Raw genomic sequence first — 18,616 nt, 5'->3', positions numbered from 1 at the left:
GCGTAGACAACGCGAACCAGGGGCAGCTGCAGACGCGGTCAGAACAGTCCTTCGGGCGGGTCGGCGACGATGCGGCGTTGATCCAGGTCCACGGTGCGGACTGCAGCTTGAGTAAAGGGCAACAGGACCGGTGATTTCAATCCACCGCCGCCGATCTCCAGCAGGTCCGAGGCGCCGTGGTTCTGGACCGAGATCACCTTGCCCAGAAGCGTGCCGCCGGTGTCGAACACCTCCAGCCCGATCAGGTCGGTATGATAGAACTCGTCATCGGGCAGCGAAGGCAGCCGGTCGCGTTGGGTATAGAGGCGCAGACCCTTGAGCGCGTCTGCCGCTTCCTTGGTCTCGACGCCACCCAGATGCGCGGCAAAGCCGTTCTTGATCGCACGGGTCAGCACGATGGGAAAGCGCCGGGTGCCGGTCTCATCGGTCAGCGGCGAATAAAGCTCGATATCCTCGGGCACCGCGCAGAAGCTTTTCAACCGCACCTCGCCGCGCACCCCGAAAGAGCCCGCCACCGAACCCACGCAAATCAGATCGCTCATTTTTGCCATCCCTCGCATAAATCCGCCTCGACCCGCCCGCCGGCATCCAAGCAGCGGTCCCGGTGGGCATTGCGTTCGTATACCACTCCGACGACAAAGGCGACCGTGACAAAGAAAAACAGCCGGACGGGGCGGAGCATGGAGCTATCGTGTCTCGACCGTCAGGTGGCGGTCGCGCGCTTCCCAGCCTGCGGTTTCCAATTCGGGAGTGTCAGAGACCTCTTGCGGCCAACCGATGCAGAAATAGCCGATCAGCCGCCAGTCCTCGGGCGTGCGCAGATCGCGGCAAAGGCGGTCGGGGTCAAGGATCGATACCCAGCCCAGCCCCAGCCCCTCGGCCCTGAGCGCCAGCCAGAACAGGGTCACCGCAGAGACCACCGAGTAACGCCGCATTTCCGGCATCGTGCCGGCCCCCAGACCGTGCCCCTTGACCGTGACGTCATCGCAGAACACCGCCAGTTGCACCGGCGCCTCCTGCATGCCCGACAATTTGAGCTGGCTGTATTGCCGCGCCCGGTCGCCGGAATAGCCTGTCAGCGCTTCGGCGTTCGCGGTTTGGTAATTCTCTAGCGCCGCCGCGCGGGCGGCCTTGCTTTCGACGCGGATCACGCGCCAGGGTTCGCTCAGGCCAACGGAGGGCGCCAGGCGAAAGGTGTCGAGGCAGCGCGTCAGCACTGCCTCGTCCACCGGATCGGTGCGGAACCGGCGTACATCGCGCCGGAGCCGCATCAGCAGGTCGAACTGCGTGCGGAAATCGTCGGAAAAGCTCTGATCCCGCACGCGCGACCCGCTTATTCTTCGGCTGCCGCTTCGGCTGCTGCAGCGGCCTTCGCGGCCTTCTCCTCGGCGCGTTCCTTGGCTTTCTTGCCCGGCACGGCCTTGTTGGGGTTCGAGCGCTCGGTCTTGCCGACGACACCGGCGGCTTCGAGCATGCGCGCAACGCGGTCGGTGGTCTGGGCGCCCTGGCTCAGCCAGTACTGCACGCGCTCGACATCCATTTTCACGCGCTCTTCGCTGTCTTTCGGCAGCAGCGGGTTATAGGTGCCCAGCTTCTCGATGAAGCGGCCGTCGCGCGGCATGCGGCTGTCTGCGGCCACGATGCGGTAGAAGGGACGCTTTTTCGAGCCGCCACGGGCCAGACGGATTTTCATTGCCATTGTGTTTCTCCTTTGATGGCGTCACGCCGGGGGCGTGTTTCGTGTTGACCGGGTATTGCCCGGTTATTCCTGGTGTTTCCTGTGGTGTCGGATGACTTCCTGAATGATGAAATTCAGGAAAGCCTTGGCGAAATCAGGGTCCAGATCGGCCTCTTTCGCCAGGTCTTCGAGCCGCTCGATCTGTTGTGCCTCGCGCACCGGATCGGACGGGGGAAGGTCGTGCTCGGCCTTGAGCTTGCCCACGGCCTGGGTGTGTTTGAACCGCTCGCCGAGCGTGTAGACAAGGATCGCGTCCAGCCGGTCGATGCTGGCGCGGTGGCCTTTCAGCAGTTCGGCGGCGCGCGCCACGGGATCAGGCATGGTGTCAGTCAATGGCCCATCCTTTCGGTTTGAACAGCGGGTCGGCGTAATGCGCGATTTCCATGTCGATCCCATGTGCCAGCTGGGTGCCCTCCAGCTTGGCGGGCGAGGGGTGGCGATAGACCGCGTCGTTGCCGTCGATGGTCGGTGCCTCGGGGTCCTTCTTGGCCCCCAGCCGCTCGGCCAGGCGGATCGAGTCGAGGTTCTTGGGGTCGATATAGCTGACGGCGGTTTCCCAGCCGAGATGGCGGTAGAAGTGTTTGCGGGCGGCATGGGTGGCCTCCAGCGCATAGCCCTTGCCGGCGGCATCGGGCCAGATCACCCAGGCGATCTCGGCCTCGGGCCATTTCGCAGGTTTCCAGCCACCCGCCATGCCATAGGTCTCGTCGGTCACCTTGTCGTGGATCATCCACATGCCATAGCCGCGGATCTGCCAATGGCCGATCTCGGCGGCATAGAGCATCCATGCCTCATAAGGGTTCAACGGTCCGCCCATGAAGCGGGCGCGATAGCTGGTGAAGGTCGATTTGAAATCCGGGTAATCCTCGGGCTCGGGGCCGCGCAGGATCAGACGCCGGGTTTCGATGACGGGGATGGTATGGGTCATGCCAACCCCCGCAGGTCGTGCGCGATCACCACATCGCCCGGGTCTTCGCCGATGCCGTCGGGGTCGATCACCCCGCCCAGCCGCAGGCCCAGCGCGATGGAGCGCGCATTGTCCGGGTCGATGATATTGGTCAGGTGGTCCCAGCCGAAATTGCGCCGCGCCCAGATCATCACCGCACGTGCCGCCTCGGCGGCGTAGCCTTTGCCCTCGGCGTCGGGGATCACGAACCAACCGAGTTCCGGGCCGGGATAGCCATCGGGTTCGTAGATGCCCACCTCGCCCACATAGGCACCGCTGTCGCGCAGTTCGACGCCAAAGGGGCCATAGCCGCGCAGGGTCCAGATGCCGACATCCGAGGCCCAGACGCGCCAGGCGGCGGCGCGCTCCATCATGCCGCGTTCATGCACCGCGCGGGGCGAGGCAAAGAAGGCGGCCCAATGCTCGAAATCCTCAAGCTTTGGTGCGCGCAGGGTCAGGCGGTCGGTGTGCAGGGTGGGGATACTCATGCCGCCCCCCCTGCCAGATCGTCGGGGCCGGGATGGCGATAGACATGTTCGGTGCCATGAGTGACGTTGTCATAGCTGCGCTCGAAACGCGCGCCCATGCGCTCAGCCAGCGCGACCGAGCGGGCATTGCCCGGAAAGATGTTCGAGCTGAGTGTTTCAAAGCCCAGCACCGCATAGGCGTAACGGCGGATTTCCTCGGCGGCCTCGCGGGCATATCCCTTGCCCTCGGCGCCTTGGTAGACGACCCAGCCCAGCTCCGGTTCCGGCCAGCCCTCGGGCGACCAGATACCGACAAAGCCGACCGGCTCTCCCTCGCGGGTATCGGCCATCCAGAAGCCATAGCCATGCAGCACCCAATGGCCGATCATCGAGGCGAACCAGCGCCAGGCCTCGTTGCGGCTGAGCGGGCCGCCAAAGCCCCAGCTGCGATCACCATCGGCAAAGAAGCTGGCCACGCCGTCGAAATCGCGTGCCTCGGGCGCGCGCAGGATCAGGCGCTGGGTGGTCAGGGTCGGGATCTGAAGGTCGATCATGCATAGGCCTCCATGCCGCCATCCGACAGTTCGGACGGGGCCGGGTGGCGCCAGATCTCCAGCGTGCCGAACCGCTCATGGGTGAACAATCCGTCCTGTGCCGCGCCCAGACGCTGGGCGACGCGGCGCGAGCCGTCATTGCCGGGCGCGACCAGGCTGATCGCGGTCTGCCAACCCAGCACATCATAAGCATAGTCGCGGGCGGCGCGGGCGGCTTCGGTCGCGTATCCCTTGCCCTCGAACCCGTCCATCAGGTCCCAGCCGATTTCCGGTTCGGGCCAGCCCTCGGGGCACCACAGCCCGATGATGCCGGCAAAGCGGCCGGTTGCCGTCTCTTCGACCGCCCAGCGTCCATAGCCGCGCAGCTGCCAATGACCCAGCTCGACCGCCAGCATGCGCCAGCTTTGTTCCGCCGGGACCGGCCCGCCCACGAATTTCGACCGGTCCGACGCAAAGAAGGCCGCAAAGCCCGGGAAGTCCCGTTGCTCTGGCGCGCGCAGCGTCAGCCGTTCGGTCGATATGGTGGGGATCGGAGTCATGTTACTTCTTCTTTCCCAGTCCGCTCAGACCCGGCGGCAGGCCCATGCCGCCACCCAGACCGGGCAGACCGCCCTTCCCGCCCATCGCCTTGGCCGCTGCCTCCAGCGCCTTGGGGTCCATGCCCTTGGCCATCTCGGCCATGTCAGCGGGCGTGCCGCCCTTGCCGAACATGCCCTTCATGGCCTGTTTCAGCATGCCGCCCTTACCCATCTTGCCCATCTTCTTCATCATGTCCGCCATCTGGCGGTGCATCTTCAGAAGCTTGTTGAGATCGCTGACCTCCATCCCGGCACCGGCGGCGATCCGCTTCTTGCGGCTGGCCTGGAGCAGGGCGGGATTGGCGCGCTCGCGCTTGGTCATCGACTGGATCAGCGCGATCTGCTGTTTCAGGACACGGTCGTCGAGACCGGCGGCATCCATCTGCTTGGCCATCTTGCCCATGCCCGGCAGCATGCCCATCATGCCCTGCATGCCGCCCATCTGGATCATCTGTTCCAGCTGCATCCTGAGGTCGTTCATGTTGAACTGACCCTTGGCCATGCGCTTCATCATGCGCTCGGCCTGTTCCATCTCGATGGTGTCCTGGGCCTTTTCGACCAGGGCGACGATATCGCCCATGCCCAGGATGCGGCCGGCGATACGCTCGGGCTCGAAGGTTTCGAGCGCGTCCATCTTCTCGCCCAGACCGACGAAGCGGATCGGCTTGCCGGTCACCGCGCGCATGCTGAGCGCCGCGCCGCCGCGCCCGTCTCCGTCCATCCGGGTCAGCACCACGCCCGAGATACCGATCTTGGCGTCAAACTCCTCGGCCACCTCGACGGCGACCTGGCCGGTCAGGCCATCGACCACCAGCAGGGTTTCGCGCGGGGTGACGACGTTGCGGACATCCTCGACCTCCTGCATCAGCACCTGGTCGATATGCAGGCGACCGGCGGTGTCGAGCATATAGACGTCATAGCCGCCCATCATCGCCTGCTGCTTGGCGCGCTTGGCGATATCCACGGGCTTCTGGCCCGGCACGATCGGCAGGGTATCGACCCCGATCTGCGCGCCCAGCACCGCCAGCTGATCCATCGCCGCCGGGCGATAGACGTCTAGCGAGGCCATCAGCACCTTCTTGCCCTCGCGCTCTTTCAGGCGCTTGGCCAGCTTGGCCGTGGTGGTGGTCTTGCCGCCGCCCTGAAGGCCGACCATCAGGATCGGCGCGGGCGGATTGTCGATCTTCAGCTTGCCCGGGTCTTCTTCGCCGCGCAGCACGTCGACCAGCGCGTCATGCACGATCTTGACCACCTGCTGGCCCGGCGTGACCGACTTGGTCACCGCCTGACCGGTCGCCTTGTCCTGCACCGCCTTCACGAAGTCACGCGCCACCGGCAACGAGACGTCGGCCTCGAGCAATGCGACGCGCACCTCGCGCAGGGCGGTCTTGACGTCTTCCTCGCTCAGCGCGCCCTGCTTGGTCAGGCGGTCGAAGACGCCAGAGAGGCGTTCGGACAGATTTTCAAACATGGCTCTCCGGCTCCTTTTGCCTGTTGCGGTCGCGCCCCCAAGGTAGGAAGCGGTGGATCAATACACAATCGCCTCCACGGGCGTAACACGCTGGTGGAGGGCGATCCCCGGACAAGACCAGGGACCGGAAGGTTTGACGCTTCCGGACAGTTGTCGCGGGATTACGCGGATCGGGCCGGGGAGTCAAGCCGCGCGGGCGAAAGGGGGCTCTGCCCCCGGCACCTGCGGTGCCTCCCCCGGGATATTTTCAGCAAGAGGAAAGAGACGGGCCTGTCTCTTCATTTCGCCGCAAATACTCCGGAGCGCGAGGCAGCGCCTCGCAAAGGATCAGAAATCAAGCCCCAGATCGACGGTGCGATAGGAATGGGTCAGTGCGCCTGACGAGATGTAATCCACCCCGGTGGCCGCGATGGCGGCGACCGTGTCGAGGGTGACATTGCCGCTCGCCTCGGTGATCAGGCGACCACGTGCCATGTGGACCGCGCGGGTCAGCGTTTCCGTGTCCATGTTGTCGAGCAGCACCGCATCGGCGCCACCCACTGTCAGCACCTCTTCCAGCTGGTCGAGGCGGTCGACCTCGATCTCGACCTTGACCATATGCGAGGCGCGGGCGCGGGTCGCCTCAAGTACGGAGCGGATACCGCCGGCGGCGGCGATATGGTTGTCCTTGATCAGGATCGCGTCGGACAGCGAATAGCGGTGGTTGAAGCCGCCCCCATGCAGCACCGCCTGTTTTTCGACCAGCCTGAGACCCGGCGTGGTCTTGCGGGTGCAGGTGATGCGCGCGTCGGTGCCGCGCGTCTCGGCCACCAGCGCGGCGGTCAGGGTTGCGACGCCGCAGAGCCGACCGGCAAAGTTCAGCGCCACCCGCTCGGCCGACAGGATGGCGGCGGCCTCGCCCTCGATCACCATCAGCGTGTCACCGGTGGCGCAGGTCTGGCCATCGGCAACAAGCGTCTCGACCCGCAGCGCCGGGTCGACCAGCCGAAAGGCCAGAGCGGCGACCTGCATGCCCGAGACGGTGGCGGCGGCGCGGGCGTTCAGCCGGGCGCAATAGCGGGTGCCCGGCGCGATCACGGTGCGGGTGGTGATGTCGCCATAGGTGCCCAGATCCTCCATCAGAGCGGCACGCACCAGCGGTTCCAGGATCAGGTCGGGCAGGGGGGCATGGGTCATGGCGGGTCCTTGGGTCAAAGCGTGTTGCGCAGAGCCAGCGCCTGCTCCAGCGTCAGGTCCGAGCGTTTACCGGGGCCGGGCGCGGCCTGCGGGAAATCGGTGCGATAGTGCGCGCCGCGGCTCTCCTGCCGCAACAGCGCGGCGGCGGCAATCATCGTGGCGGTGGCGGTCATGTTGGCAAAGGCGTCGCAGGGGGGATGCGCGGCCTCGATCTGCGCGATGGCGCGCAGGGCGCGGCGCAACCCGTCGCCATCGCGCACCACGCCCACATGATCGGTCATGATCCGGCGCAGTTCGGTGACCGCCCGCGCATCGGGCGCATCGCCGCCGGGGGCAAAGGGAATATCCACCCGCGCCGCCACCGTCTGGCGCACCTGCCGGGCGATGTCGCGGGCGCAGGCGCGGGCAAAGACCAGCGCCTCCAGAAGCCCGTTCGAGGCCAGCCGGTTGGCGCCGTGCAACCCGGTCGAGGCCGCCTCGCCACAGACCCAGAGGCCCGGCAGGCTGCTTTTCCCATCCAGATCGGCGGCCACGCCGCCCATATGGTAATGCGCCGCCGCCGCTACCGGGATCGGGGCAGAAAGCGGATCGATCCCCGCCTCGGCGCAGGCACGGGCGACGGCGGGAAACAGGGTGGGCAAATGCGCGCCGATGGCCGCGCGGGTATCCAGCGCGGGGGCGTTGCCCGCCTGTGTTTGCAGATAGACGGCGCGGGCCACCACGTCGCGCGGCGCCAGTTCGCCGTCGGGATGCACCGCGGGCATGAAGCGCTGGCCGTGCCGGTCTATCAGCGTCGCGCCTTCGCCGCGCAGCGCCTCGGTCGCCAATGGCGCGGGATCGGCGCCGGTGGCGATGGCGGTGGGGTGGAACTGTACAAATTCGGCATCGGCGATCCGCGCGCCCGCGCGGGCGGCCATGCCCAGCGCTTGCCCCCGGATGCGGGCGGGATTGGTGGTCTGGGCATACAGCCCCGCCGCCCCGCCCGCCGCCAGCAGCACGGCGGGCGCGCGCAGGGTGACGGGGGCGGAGCCTTCGGGCGCGGCCGATGTGAGGCAGGCGCCGGTGACCCGCCCGGCCTCGACCAGCAGACGCGCGACCTGCACGCCTTCGAGCACCTGAACCGACCGGGTTTGCCGCAAGGCCGCGATCAGGGCGCGCATGATCTCGGCCCCGGCCTGATCGCCCTTGACCCGCACCACGCGGGCCGCTGAATGCGCCGCCTCGCGCGACATCACATAGCCGCCGTCGCGGGTGCGGTCGAAGGCGGTGCCCAGATCGGTGAGGTCGAGGATATGGTCGCGCGCCGCCCGGGTGACGTAATCGGCCACCTCTTGCAGCACCGTTCCCGCGCCCGCGCGCAGGGTGTCGCGGGCATGCGCCGCGGGCGTGTCGGCGGGGTCCATCGCGGCGGCCACGCCGCCCTGCGCCCAGGCCGAGCTGGCGCCATGGCCCAGCGGGTCGGGCGAGATCATCAGCACCGGGTGGGGCGCCAGCTTTAGCGCTGCATAGATCGCAGCCAGCCCGGCGCCGATGATGACCACGCGGTCGGTGCGCAGGTCCTGCATCGGGGCCTCAGACCCCCAGTTGCCGGCTGAGGTCGATCATCCGCTGCACCGCCAGCCGCGCCCGCTGGGCGACGGTTGGGTCGACCTCGACCTGACCGGTCATGGTGTCAAGCGCATAAAGCACCTTTTCCAGCGTGATCTTCTTCATATAGGGGCACATGTTGCAGGGGCCGACGAAGTCGACCTCGGGCAGGGCATCGGCGATGTTCGAGGCCATCGAGCATTCGGTGATCAGCAGCGCCTTTTCCGGCTTCTCCCGCGTGACATAGTCGATGATGCCGCTGGTCGAGCCCGAGAAATCGGCCTCGGCCACCACGTCGGGGGGGCATTCGGGATGGGCGATCAGCCGGGTGCCCGGGTTCCATTCGCGGAAGTCGCGCAGGTCGCGGGCACTGTACTGCTCGTGCACGATGCAGGACCCCTCCCACCAGACCACGTTCTTTTGCGGTACCTGGGCGGCCACGTTCTGGGCCAGATACTGGTCGGGGGTCATGATGATCGTGTGCTCGGGCATGGCGGCCACGATCTGGGCGGCGTTGGAGGAGGTGCAGCAGATGTCCGAGGCGGCCTTTACCTCGGCGGTGGTGTTCACATAGGACACAACCGGCGCGCCGGGATATTTCGCCCGCATCTGGGCGATGCCCTCGGCGGTGATGCTTTCGGCCAGCGAACAGCCCGCCCCCATATCGGGCATCAGCACGGTCTTGTCGGGGCTGAGGATCTTTGAGGTCTCGGCCATGAAATGCACGCCGCATTGCACGATCACATCGGCATCGGTGCGGGTCGCTTCGATTGCCAGTTGCAGGCTGTCGCCGACGAAATCGGAGATGCCGTGATAAATCTCGGGCGTCATGTAGTTGTGGCCCAGGATCACCGCGCCGCGTTCGGCCTTGAGCTGGTTGATGGCGCGGACATAGGGCGCGTGGATGGCCCAGTCGGCGGGGGTGACCACCCGCGCCATTCGGGCGTATTCCGCGCTCATCTCGGCGGCGAGTGTGGGTGAAGGGGCAAGGTCATACTTGTCGGCGAGGCCGGCACGCATTGCGGGAAGGTCGAACACGGGGCGATAGGTCCTGCCAGTTGCGAGGGGGTGGCGTTGAAATAGGGGTATTTGACGCCGCTGGCCATAGGTGGTGATAGGACAATTTCCCGAAAGAACGCCTTGTTTAGGAACTTTTTGACTTTATCTTCACGGTTGTTTGTTTGCAAACAAACAATGTTTTTTTGCACTTCTGTCTTGATTGTGGAATTCTTTCCTCATTGAGGTCATTGGTGGGCGAACGACGCAACGTGCGGTGAACTGGTCGCGCCATGGGTTGCGATGGGGCGATGATCGCGGCAAGAGGGGCGGAATGACTTGTCAGGGAACCCGACCATGGACGCCTCTTCGGCCTATCAGGACACATTGCCCGTTTCCTCGGACGCGCTGCTTGGCCAGCTTGACGACTGGGGGCTGGCCTATCGACTGTTTACCCATGTGCCGCTCAGAACGGTCGAAGACGCCAAGGCGGTCGAGGGAGAGCTGACCCGGCCCGGGGAACGGGCGTTCCGGATCAAGAATCTGTACCTGCGCGACAAGAAGAAGCGCAACTATCTGGTGACGCTGGAGCAGGACCGTGAGATCGACCTGAAGGCGCTGGGCGCGGTTCTGGGCGTGGGCAACCTGTCCTTTGGCTCGGCGGACCGGCTGTTGCAGAATCTGGGTATCCGGCCGGGTGCGGTCAGTCCGCTGGCGATGATCAACGGGGTTGGGCAGGGGGTCAGGCTGATCATGGATGCGGCGGTGCGCGAGGCCGAGGTGGTCTATATGCATCCGCTGGTCAATGATCGCACGGTGGCGATGGCGCGCGCGGACCTGATGGCGTTTCTGGAGCGCATCGGGTGCGCGGTGACTTGGCTGGACGGGGCCGAACGCGCCTGACGGCGCGTGCCTGCGGCGCGAGTATTTTCAACCAGAAAGAAGCAGGGGTCAGACCTCGTCCGCCAGCGCCATGTCGAGGGCGGCGGCGACATGGGCCGCCGAGGGGTTGATGAAGAGATGCCCGCCGGCGCGAAAGGTGATGTCGTCCACATGGTCGGGAAAGGCCAATGGCAGTTCGGTACAGGCCAGCAGGATCGCGGTGCCCGGTTCGGCGTGGCGGTCGCAAAAGGCCAGCAGGCGCGGGCGCGCGTTTTCCGAGACGCCCGCGTAAAGGTCTTCGTCGATCAGAGCCTGCATTTCGGCGATGTCCTCAAAGGGCAGGGCGGGGTTCGCCGTGATTCCCTCTGCGGCGAGCGCGCTGGCATAGTCGCCTGCCTGCATGGTGACGGAGGTGCCCAGAACCAGGGCCCGGGCGCTGCCGGTTTCGGCTGTGGCGCGTGCGGTGGCGTCAAAGATCGACAGGACCGGCATGTCGACCCCCCGGCGGATCGCATGCAGCCGCGCATGCGGCGTGTTCGAGGCGATCACCGCGAAATCGCAACCCGCCCCCTGAAGGGTCAGCAGGGCGTTGCGGAAGACCGCGTCGAAGCCGGACCAGCTGGCCTCGTCCCCCGGGCGGCCACGCAGGGCGCGGGTCTGCGCCTGGGTGACGGATTCGATCGTCATCGGGGGGATTGGCAGCGGCGTTCCATGGCCGCGCGCGGCAAAGAAGCGCCCCGCCCCCTGCGCGATGGCCCGGTAATAGTCTATGGTCGAGGGCCAGCCGACGCCGCCGAGTATGCCGATCTTCTTCATGGGGCCTCCGGGTTGGTGGGGTCTGGTGCAGCGTCCTGCGGAAGGCGCGAAATTGCCAGAACAAACCCTCTGACGGAAGATTTGTGTTGCAGAGGTGAACGTAGCGCAGGAAAACTGTCGGTAATTGTTGAAATCTGCACAGTTTGAGGCCCTAAGCCGCATGGAGAATTGGGATGAGGTGCGGACCGCCTATCAGGTGGCACGCATGGGAACCGTCAGTGGCGCCGCCGAGGTGCTGGGTGTGCATCATGCCACCGTGATCCGCCATATCGACGCGATCGAGGCGCGGCTGGGCGTCAAGCTGTTTCAGCGCCACGCGCGCGGCTATACCCCGACCGAGGCGGGTCTGGACCTGCTCAGGGTGGCGCAGGCGACCGATGACCAGTTCAGCCAGCTGGTCGGGCGGCTCAAGGGCGTGGGCGACGATGTTTCGGGTGAGCTGGTGGTAACCTCATTGGAATCGCTGGCGCCGCTGGTGGTACCGGTGCTGGGGGCGTTCCAGCGAAAGCATTCGGGTCTGATCGTGCGATATCTGACCGGCGCGCGCCTGTTCCGGCTGGAATATGGCGAGGCGCATGTGGCGATCCGGGCCGGACGGGTGCCCGACCAGCCCGACAACGTGGTGCAGCCTTTTATCGATCAGGAGGTGGGGCTTTATGCCAGCCGGGGTTATGTGGCGCGGCGCGGGATGCTCAAGGGGCCCGAAGACCTGAAAAACCACGAGTATGTCGGCAGCGATGACGAAAACAGCCGGGCCCCTTTCTATATCTGGCTGCGTCAGAACGTGCCGCCCGAGGCGATCTCGTTTCGTTGTTCCGATACCTATTCCGCCGGGCACGCGGTGCGGGCGGGGGCGGGGATCGGCTTTGTCTCGCGCTGGGCCGCCGCGCGCGACCCGGATCTGATCGAGATGCTCCCGGCAGAAGAAGAATGGGCGGGCAAGCTGTGGCTGGTGACCCATGTCGACCTGCACCGCACGCCCAAGGTGCAGAGCTTTCTGAAGTTCCTCAAGCAGGCTGCGCGCGAATGGGAGGTCTGAGTCCCGAGGGGCGGGGTCATCTGGCGATGCTCTGCTTTTCGGCGCTGGTGGCGGGCAGCTTCTCGCTTGGTTCGATGGTGGCCAACGAGATCGCTCCGGCGGCGCTGAACGCGGTGCGGTTCGGGATTGCCGCGGTGGTGATTGGCATCGCGGCGGCGGCGACCACCGGCATTCCGCGCACGGCGCTGCGGGCGCCGTGGCGCTATGCGCTGCTGGGCGGGCTGTTCGCCGCCTATTTCGTTCTGATGTTCGAGGGGCTGAAGACGGCGCCACCGGTCAGCGCGGCGGCTGTGTTCACCCTGACCCCGGTTCTGTCGGCGGTTGCGGGCTGGCTGCTGCTGCGGCAGGTGACCACGTCGCGCATGGCACTGGCGCTGGCGATCGGGGCAGGGGGCGCGCTGTGGGTGATCTTTCGCGCCGACTGGGCCGCTCTCCGGGCGTTTCAGATCGGACAGGGAGAGATCGTCTATTTCTGGGGCTGCGTGGCGCATGCGATCTATACGCCGATGGTGCGGCGGCTGAACCGGGGAGAGCCCGCGGTGGTGTTCACGCTGGGCATGCTGGTGGCGGGCTGTCTGCTGCTGACCCTTTATGGCTGGGAAGACCTGCGGGCGACGGATTGGGCGGCGCTGCCACCCATCGTCTGGATCGGGCTCCTGTATGTGTCGATCTGCGCCAGCGCGATGACATTTGTGCTGCTGCAATTCGCCACCCTGCGGCTGCCCTCGGCCAAGGTGATGGCCTATACCTATCTGACGCCAACCTGGGTGATCTGCTGGGAGATTGCGCTGGGCAATGGTGCGCCGGGCGGGCTGGTTCTGGTGGGGATCGCCATGACGGTGGTGGCGCTGGTCATGCTGTTGGAAACACCGGCGCGGCGGGGATAGCCGGGCGGCTCATCCGCCCGGTTGGGCGTCTTCGCCCAGTTCCGTCGCAAGAAAGCGTTCGAACGCATCCAGATTGACCGGCTCGAACTGACCGAACCCCTGCATCCAGACCGAGGCCTTCCGCAGCGCGTCGGGTTCCAGCTTGCACCATTTCACCCGGCCGCGTTTCTCTTGCGTGATCAGCCCGGCACGGGTGAGGATCACCAGATGTTTCGAGATCGCCGCCAGCGACATCTCGAACGGTTCGGCCACATCGGTCACGGCCATGTCATCCTCGAGCAGCATCGCGAGGATCGCGCGCCTTGTAGGGTCGGCAAGCGCCGAAAAGACATCGTCGAGCGGGTCTGACATGAACTGGCAGAACCATATGCGGCGTGGATCGTCAACCGTTTGGTTGAATATGCATTTCTGGCGGTTTTGACCCCGGACCTGCCTGCGGCGCATTTGCACCCCGTTCCGGAGGGCAATAAATACCTTTTTATTTCAATGGTATGGGTGCAGGTTTGCTGGGGTGACAGAGGCGTTGACTCTGTGCCCCGGCCCCCTTAGCACATGCCCAAGACTGCGTAGGGGTGCCACCCGTGACCGAAGACGACCAAAAGCAGCGGCTGACGCAGCTTGAGGCGCGGATCGAAGCGGCCAAGAAGGCCCGTGAAACCGGCACCAAACGCGCGGATGCAAGCCATGCCCAGGGCGAATTGGCCTGGCGGATGGTGATCGAGATGGTTTCCGGTCTGGGGATCGGATTTGGCATCGGGTACGGGCTGGACAGCCTGTTCGGGACTATCCCGATCTTCCTGGTGCTGTTCACATTGCTGGGTCTTGCCGCCGGGGTGAATGTCATGCTCCGCAGCGCGCGCGAAATCCAGGCGAAGACAGAGGCCGACGCCGCAAAGGCAACGGCCGAGAGAGACGAGAGGGACTAGACGTGGCAAGCGAAGCACACGCCGCAGACAAGGCAGCAGAACACGCGGCAGAGGGTGGTAGCCTGGTCTTCCACCCGATGGATCAGTTCATCGTCAAGCCGCTGTTCGGCGACGGCGCGGTGGGCATGTTCACCATCACCAACTCGACCCTGTGGATGGGTCTGGCGGTGCTGGCGATCATCGGCCTGCTGGTGCTGAGCACCTCGAAACGCGCCATCGTGCCGGGCCGCATGCAGTCGATCGCGGAACTCGCCTATGGCTTCATCTACAAGATGGTCGAGGACATCTGCGGCAAGGACGGGGTGAAATACTTCCCCTATGTCATGACCCTGTTCATGTTCATCGTCACCGCAAACTTCCTGGGCCTGCTGCCCAAGTCGTTCACCACCACCTCGCATTTCGCGGTGACCATGGTGCTTGCGCTGGCGGTGTTCCTGACCGTGACCATCCTGGGATTCGTCAAGAACGGCGCCGGGTTCCTGAGCCTGTTCTGGGTGTCGAGCGCGCCGCTGGCCCTGCGTCCCATCCTGGCGATCATCGAACTGATTTCCTACTTCGTGCGTCCGGTCAGCCACTCCATCCGTCTTGCCGGTAACGTCATGGCAGGCCACGCGGTGATCAAGGTGTTCGCAGGCTTTGCCGCTATCGCCGCGATCAGCCCGGTTTCGGTTCTGGCGATCACCGCCATGTACGGTCTCGAGGTGCTGGTGGCCTTTATCCAGGCTTACGTGTTCACCATCCTGACCTGCGTCTACCTCAAGGACGCGCTGCACCCGCATCACTAATCTCAGCGGCGGGCCCGTGCCCGCCCTGTGTATCCAACACCCTGACATTCAACTTCCAATCGTAAGGAGACACATCATGGAAGGCGATCTCGCACATATCGGCGCAGGCCTGGCAGCAATCGGTTCCGGCGCAGCCGCAATCGGTGTGGGCAACGTGGCCGGCAACTTCCTGGCCGGCGCCCTGCGCAACCCCTCGGCCGCCGCGTCGCAAACCGCGACCCTGTTCATCGGCATCGCATTCGCAGAAGCCCTGGGGATCTTCGCGTTCCTCGTCGCTCTGCTGCTGATGTTCGCCGTCTAATTCGCGGAACCTGATCCTTACGCGCAGGTGGGCCCAGGCCATAGCGGCCCACCTGTTGTAAAGACAACGTTCCGACGGAGGACAACATGGCGACTGAAACAACCGGAGCTGTCAGCACCTGCGTCGATTCCCATGGCTCTGCCATCGGCATGCCGCAGCTGTGTTTCGACTGGTTCCCGAACCAGATCTTCTGGCTTGTCATCACGCTGGTCGTCGTCTTTCTGGTCCTGTCGCGCGTGGCCCTGCCGCGTATCGCGGCAATCCTGGCCGAGCGTCAGGGGACCATCACAAACGACCTCGCCGCTGCCGAAGACCTGAAAGCCAAGGCCGCCGCAGCGGAAGAAGCCTATACCAAGGCGCTTGCCGATGCCCGCGCCGAGGCGCAGCGTATCGCCGCCGAGGCCCGTGCCGAGATTCAGGCTGGCCTGAACGACGCCATCGCCAAGGCCGATGCCGAGATTGCCGCCAAGGCGGCTGAATCGGAGAAGGTGATTGCCGGTATCCGTGCCGGTGCGCTGGAAAGCATCGAAGCGGTTGCCAAGGACACTGCCGAGGCGCTGGTGGATGCGCTGGGTGGCAAGGCCGACGCTGCCGCTGTTTCCGGTGCCGTCGAGCTGCGGATGAAAGGATAAGAGACATGCGTAACATTCTCGCCCCTGTCCTGAGCCTTGTCCTGATCGCTGGCGTGGCCAGCCCGGCCCTTGCCGCGAGCGGCCCGTTCTTCTCGCTGAAGAACACCGATTTCGTGGTGACCATCGCGTTCCTCGTCTTTGTCGCGGTCCTGTTCTATTTCAAGGTGCCGTCGATGATCGGCGGGGCGCTGGACAAGCGTGCCGAAGGCATCCAGTCGGACCTGGACGAAGCCCGCAAGCTGCGTGAAGAAGCGCAAAGCCTCCTGGCCTCCTTCGAGCGCAAGCAGAAGGAAATGCAGGGCCAGGCCGATGCCATCGTGGCTGCGGCCAAGGACGAGGCACAGCGTGCTGCGGAGCAGGCCAAGGTGGATCTGCAGGCGTCGATCGCCCGCCGTCTGGCCGCCGCCCAGGACCAGATCGCCTCGGCCGAGGCGGCAGCGGTCAAGGACGTGCGCGACCGGGCCATCGCAATCGCGGTTGCCGCCGCCGGCGACGTGATCGCCAGCAGCATGACCGCGACCGAGGCCAACAAGCTGATCGATGCCGGCATTGCCGACGCGGGTGCCAAGCTGCACTGACGTCAACAGCATGTACCGATCTGGAAAACCCGGCCGATGGTCGGGTTTTTCGATTCCAAAGATGTCGTCAGGGTAGTTGCCCGGGCGCAGTTCAGCTACGCCCGGCCTCATGCTCCAACCGCTGCCGGGCGATGGCCTCGTTGCGTTCGGCCTTTTCCTGATCGGCCAGACATTGCTCGACATAGCTCAGATGGTCGGACACGGCAGCGCGGGCGCCGGCCGGGTCACGTTCCTGAAGCGCGGCGTTGATGGCGCGATGCTGGTCCAGGATCGCCTCGCGCGTGGTGCGCTGGTGGAACATGATCTTGCGGTTATAGAACACGCCCTGCCGCAGCAGGTCGAACATCGAGCGCAGCATGTGCAGCATCACCACGTTGTGGCTGGCCTCGATGATCGCCATGTGAAACTCGGCATCCAGTCGGGCCTCGTCCTCGCTCTTGCCGCGTTTATGCGCCTCGACCATCTTGTCAAAGATCGCCTGGATCACCTTGAGGTCGCTTTCCGAGCCCAGCCGCGCAGCGCGTTCGGCGGCCAGCCCCTCGATATCGCGGCGGAACGAGAGATAATCGAACATCGCCTCTTCATGCGAGGCGAACAGTCGGGTCAGCGCGGGCGAGAAGGCATTGCCCAGAACCTCGGCCACAAAGATGCCCGAACCCGCCCGCGACACCAGCAGACCCTGTTCCTGCAATTCGGCCACCGCGTCGCGCAGCGATGGGCGCGACACGCCCAGCCGCTCGGCCAGGTCACGTTCGGCGGGCAGCCGTTCGCCTGGTCGCAGGATACCTTGCAGGATCAGCATCTCGATCTGGCGCACGACCGAGGTCGACAGTTTTTCGGGTTGGACTTTCTGGAATGGCATATGCGGGCGGGGCCTCTGAATGTGGTCAAAACATATGACCGGGCGCGGCGGGACGCAACAGGGCGCGTTCACGTCCTCTGTAACATTGGTCAGAATTATTGACTTAAATTTCCTGCTTTCTAGTCTCACCCTGATCACAGGGAGGACCGGAGCATGAGTCTGGAAGAAATCTTTGCCACGCGGGCGGGGCGGCTGAAGGCCTCGGAAATCCGCGAGCTGCTGAAACTGCTCGACCAGCCCGATATCCTGTCCTTTGCCGGGGGAATCCCCGACCCGGCGCTGTTCCCGGCCGAGGCCTTTGCGACCGCCTTTGCCGAGGCACTGACGCCGGCGCACCAGGCGCAGGCGCTGCAATATTCGGTGAGCGAAGGCTACCTGCCGCTCCGCCGCTGGCTGGCCGATCACATGGGCACGCTGGGCGTGCCCTGCGGCGCCGACAACATCCTGATCACCTCGGGCTCGCAACAGGCGCTCGATTACCTGGGCAAGCTGTTCCTGTCGCCGGGCGATACCGCGCTGGTAGCCTGGCCGACCTATCTGGGCGCGCTGGCGGCGTTCAACGCTTATGAACCGGCCTATGACCGGCTGCACGTCAACACCAACCGCGCGCCCGAAGATTACCGCACCGCGGCCGAGGCCGCCGGCGGGCGGGTCAAGATGGCCTATCTCTCGGCCGATTTCGCCAACCCGACAGGTGAGACGGTGGATGAGGTCGGACGCGAGCGCCTGCTGGACCTGGCCGAGACGCTGGACTGTGCGGTGATCGAGGACGCGGCCTATCAGGCGCTGCGCTATGACGGCACGCCGGTGCCGCCGATCCTGGCGCTTGAGATCGCGCGCAAGGGTTCGATCGAAGCCTGCCGGACGCTCTATTGCGGGTCGTTTTCCAAGACGCTTTCGCCCGGCCTTCGGGTGGGGTGGGTGGTGGCGCCGCAGGCGGTGATCCGACAGTTGGTGCTGATGAAACAGGCCGCCGACCTGCATTCCTCGACCATCAACCAGATCGCCATTCACCGGGTGGCTGAGACCCTGTTCGACAGCCATGTCGCCAGCCTGCGTACCACCTATCGCAGCCGCCGCGACGCCATGCTGGCGGCGCTGGCCCGGCACATGCCCGAGGGCGTCGACTGGACCCGCCCCGAGGGCGGCATGTTCGTCTGGCTCACCCTGCCGCAGGGCATGGATGGCGCCGCGCTGCTGGCGCGGTCGCTGGACACGGTGCGGGTGGCCTTTGTGCCTGGGCGCGCGTTCTTTGCCGATGGCTCGGGCGCCAATACGCTGCGCCTCAGCTTCTCCTGCGCCTCTGAGGAGATGATCGAAGAGGGGATGGCGCGGTTGGGGCAGTTGCTGCGCGCCGGGTGAAACCATCTGTTAACCGGATATGATGCAGAGTGC

24 protein-coding genes are annotated in these 18,616 nt (G+C 65.4%); 9 read left to right on the top strand and 15 right to left on the bottom strand.

Going from position 1 to position 18,616, the window contains the following annotated elements:
• Positions 1-38: 38 nt before the first annotated feature.
• From rimM to nadA, 12 genes are all read right to left on the bottom strand, one after another.
• Positions 39-542, bottom strand: coding sequence for a ribosome maturation factor RimM (gene rimM, locus MB818_RS12205; protein WP_238905231.1), 504 nt, complete (start codon positions 540-542; stop codon positions 39-41).
• 144 nt (positions 543-686) lie between these two features.
• Positions 687-1,322 carry a 5,6-dimethylbenzimidazole synthase gene (gene bluB, locus MB818_RS12200; protein WP_369426330.1) on the bottom strand — a complete coding sequence of 212 codons (636 nt, stop codon included), beginning with the start codon at positions 1,320-1,322 and terminating at the stop codon, positions 687-689.
• A gap of 11 nt (positions 1,323-1,333) precedes the next feature.
• A complete protein-coding gene (gene rpsP, locus MB818_RS12195; RefSeq protein ID WP_234139885.1) occupies positions 1,334-1,699 on the bottom strand; it encodes a 30S ribosomal protein S16 in 366 nt (121 codons plus the stop codon).
• A gap of 63 nt (positions 1,700-1,762) precedes the next feature.
• Positions 1,763-2,059 (bottom strand): chorismate mutase, encoded by a 297-nt coding sequence (locus MB818_RS12190; protein ID WP_011048942.1) that lies wholly within the window; start codon positions 2,057-2,059, stop codon positions 1,763-1,765.
• Between the two features lie 4 nt (positions 2,060-2,063).
• On the bottom strand, positions 2,064-2,666 hold the full coding sequence (locus MB818_RS12185) for a GNAT family N-acetyltransferase (protein WP_234139884.1): 603 nt from the start codon (positions 2,664-2,666) through the stop codon (positions 2,064-2,066).
• On the bottom strand, positions 2,663-3,172 hold the full coding sequence (locus tag MB818_RS12180) for a GNAT family N-acetyltransferase (protein ID WP_234139883.1): 510 nt from the start codon (positions 3,170-3,172) through the stop codon (positions 2,663-2,665). The genes MB818_RS12185 and MB818_RS12180 overlap by 4 nt, the downstream gene beginning before the upstream one ends.
• The gene (locus MB818_RS12175; protein WP_238905230.1) at positions 3,169-3,705 is read right to left on the bottom strand and encodes a GNAT family N-acetyltransferase; all 537 of its coding nucleotides are present in this window, start codon (positions 3,703-3,705) and stop codon (positions 3,169-3,171) included. The genes MB818_RS12180 and MB818_RS12175 overlap by 4 nt, the downstream gene beginning before the upstream one ends.
• Entirely contained in the window at positions 3,702-4,244 is a 543-nt protein-coding gene (locus MB818_RS12170; protein ID WP_234139881.1) for a GNAT family N-acetyltransferase, read from the bottom strand. Before MB818_RS12170 ends, MB818_RS12175 begins: the two co-directional genes overlap by 4 nt.
• A 1-nt stretch (position 4,245) precedes the next feature.
• Complete coding sequence (ffh, locus tag MB818_RS12165; RefSeq protein ID WP_234139880.1) at positions 4,246-5,754, bottom strand: signal recognition particle protein; 1,509 nt, start codon at positions 5,752-5,754, stop codon at positions 4,246-4,248.
• Positions 5,755-6,081: 327 nt separating this feature from the next.
• Positions 6,082-6,930: a carboxylating nicotinate-nucleotide diphosphorylase gene (gene nadC / locus MB818_RS12160; RefSeq protein ID WP_238905229.1), complete on the bottom strand. Its 849-nt coding sequence runs from the start codon at positions 6,928-6,930 to the stop codon at positions 6,082-6,084.
• A gap of 14 nt (positions 6,931-6,944) precedes the next feature.
• On the bottom strand, positions 6,945-8,495 hold the full coding sequence (locus MB818_RS12155; protein WP_234139878.1) for an L-aspartate oxidase: 1,551 nt from the start codon (positions 8,493-8,495) through the stop codon (positions 6,945-6,947).
• 7 nt (positions 8,496-8,502) lie between these two features.
• Positions 8,503-9,555, bottom strand: a complete 1,053-nt coding sequence (nadA, locus tag MB818_RS12150) for a quinolinate synthase NadA (protein ID WP_234139877.1) — start codon at positions 9,553-9,555, stop codon at positions 8,503-8,505.
• Between the two features lie 315 nt (positions 9,556-9,870).
• Here nadA and MB818_RS12145 point away from each other — a divergent pair, with 315 nt between their 5' ends.
• Positions 9,871-10,416: a prolyl-tRNA synthetase associated domain-containing protein gene (locus MB818_RS12145; protein WP_234139876.1), complete on the top strand. Its 546-nt coding sequence runs from the start codon at positions 9,871-9,873 to the stop codon at positions 10,414-10,416.
• 48 nt (positions 10,417-10,464) lie between these two features.
• Here MB818_RS12145 and MB818_RS12140 read toward each other — a convergent pair whose 3' ends face one another.
• A complete protein-coding gene (locus MB818_RS12140) occupies positions 10,465-11,211 on the bottom strand; it encodes an aspartate/glutamate racemase family protein (protein ID WP_234139875.1) in 747 nt (248 codons plus the stop codon).
• Between the two features lie 160 nt (positions 11,212-11,371).
• Here MB818_RS12140 and MB818_RS12135 point away from each other — a divergent pair, with 160 nt between their 5' ends.
• Together MB818_RS12135 and MB818_RS12130 are read left to right on the top strand one after the other, a co-directional pair.
• Positions 11,372-12,250: a LysR family transcriptional regulator gene (locus tag MB818_RS12135; protein WP_234139874.1), complete on the top strand. Its 879-nt coding sequence runs from the start codon at positions 11,372-11,374 to the stop codon at positions 12,248-12,250.
• Positions 12,238-13,137: a DMT family transporter gene (locus tag MB818_RS12130; RefSeq protein WP_234176570.1), complete on the top strand. Its 900-nt coding sequence runs from the start codon at positions 12,238-12,240 to the stop codon at positions 13,135-13,137. Before MB818_RS12135 ends, MB818_RS12130 begins: the two co-directional genes overlap by 13 nt.
• Before the next feature lie 9 nt (positions 13,138-13,146).
• Here MB818_RS12130 and MB818_RS12125 read toward each other — a convergent pair whose 3' ends face one another.
• Complete coding sequence (locus MB818_RS12125; RefSeq protein ID WP_234139872.1) at positions 13,147-13,488, bottom strand: ArsR/SmtB family transcription factor; 342 nt, start codon at positions 13,486-13,488, stop codon at positions 13,147-13,149.
• Positions 13,489-13,718: 230 nt separating this feature from the next.
• On the opposite strand from MB818_RS12125, the gene MB818_RS12120 reads away from it, so the two are divergent.
• The 5 genes from MB818_RS12120 (at position 13,719) to MB818_RS12100 (ending at position 16,359) form a co-directional block, all read left to right on the top strand.
• Positions 13,719-14,063, top strand: coding sequence for an AtpZ/AtpI family protein (locus MB818_RS12120; RefSeq protein ID WP_234142916.1), 345 nt, complete (start codon positions 13,719-13,721; stop codon positions 14,061-14,063).
• A gap of 2 nt (positions 14,064-14,065) precedes the next feature.
• Positions 14,066-14,848, top strand: coding sequence for a F0F1 ATP synthase subunit A (locus MB818_RS12115; RefSeq protein ID WP_234139870.1), 783 nt, complete (start codon positions 14,066-14,068; stop codon positions 14,846-14,848).
• A gap of 76 nt (positions 14,849-14,924) precedes the next feature.
• Positions 14,925-15,149 (top strand): F0F1 ATP synthase subunit C, encoded by a 225-nt coding sequence (locus MB818_RS12110; protein ID WP_011048925.1) that lies wholly within the window; start codon positions 14,925-14,927, stop codon positions 15,147-15,149.
• 86 nt (positions 15,150-15,235) lie between these two features.
• Entirely contained in the window at positions 15,236-15,781 is a 546-nt protein-coding gene (locus MB818_RS12105; RefSeq protein ID WP_234176574.1) for a F0F1 ATP synthase subunit B', read from the top strand.
• 5 nt (positions 15,782-15,786) lie between these two features.
• On the top strand, positions 15,787-16,359 hold the full coding sequence (locus MB818_RS12100) for a F0F1 ATP synthase subunit B (RefSeq protein WP_234139868.1): 573 nt from the start codon (positions 15,787-15,789) through the stop codon (positions 16,357-16,359).
• Positions 16,360-16,450: 91 nt separating this feature from the next.
• Here the strand turns inward: MB818_RS12100 and MB818_RS12095 are convergent, their stop codons facing one another.
• On the bottom strand, positions 16,451-17,221 hold the full coding sequence (locus MB818_RS12095) for a FadR/GntR family transcriptional regulator (RefSeq protein ID WP_234139867.1): 771 nt from the start codon (positions 17,219-17,221) through the stop codon (positions 16,451-16,453).
• Between the two features lie 153 nt (positions 17,222-17,374).
• Between MB818_RS12095 and MB818_RS12090 the strand changes: the two genes are divergently transcribed.
• Positions 17,375-18,583 (top strand): aminotransferase-like domain-containing protein, encoded by a 1,209-nt coding sequence (locus tag MB818_RS12090; RefSeq protein ID WP_238905228.1) that lies wholly within the window; start codon positions 17,375-17,377, stop codon positions 18,581-18,583.
• Positions 18,584-18,616 lie beyond the last annotated feature (33 nt).

Origin of the sequence: Ruegeria alba (genome assembly GCF_022321465.1) — a bacterium.
Classification (GTDB): Bacteria; Pseudomonadota; Alphaproteobacteria; order Rhodobacterales; family Rhodobacteraceae; genus Ruegeria_B; species Ruegeria_B alba.
This window is presented reverse-complemented; position numbering and strand designations above follow the sequence as displayed.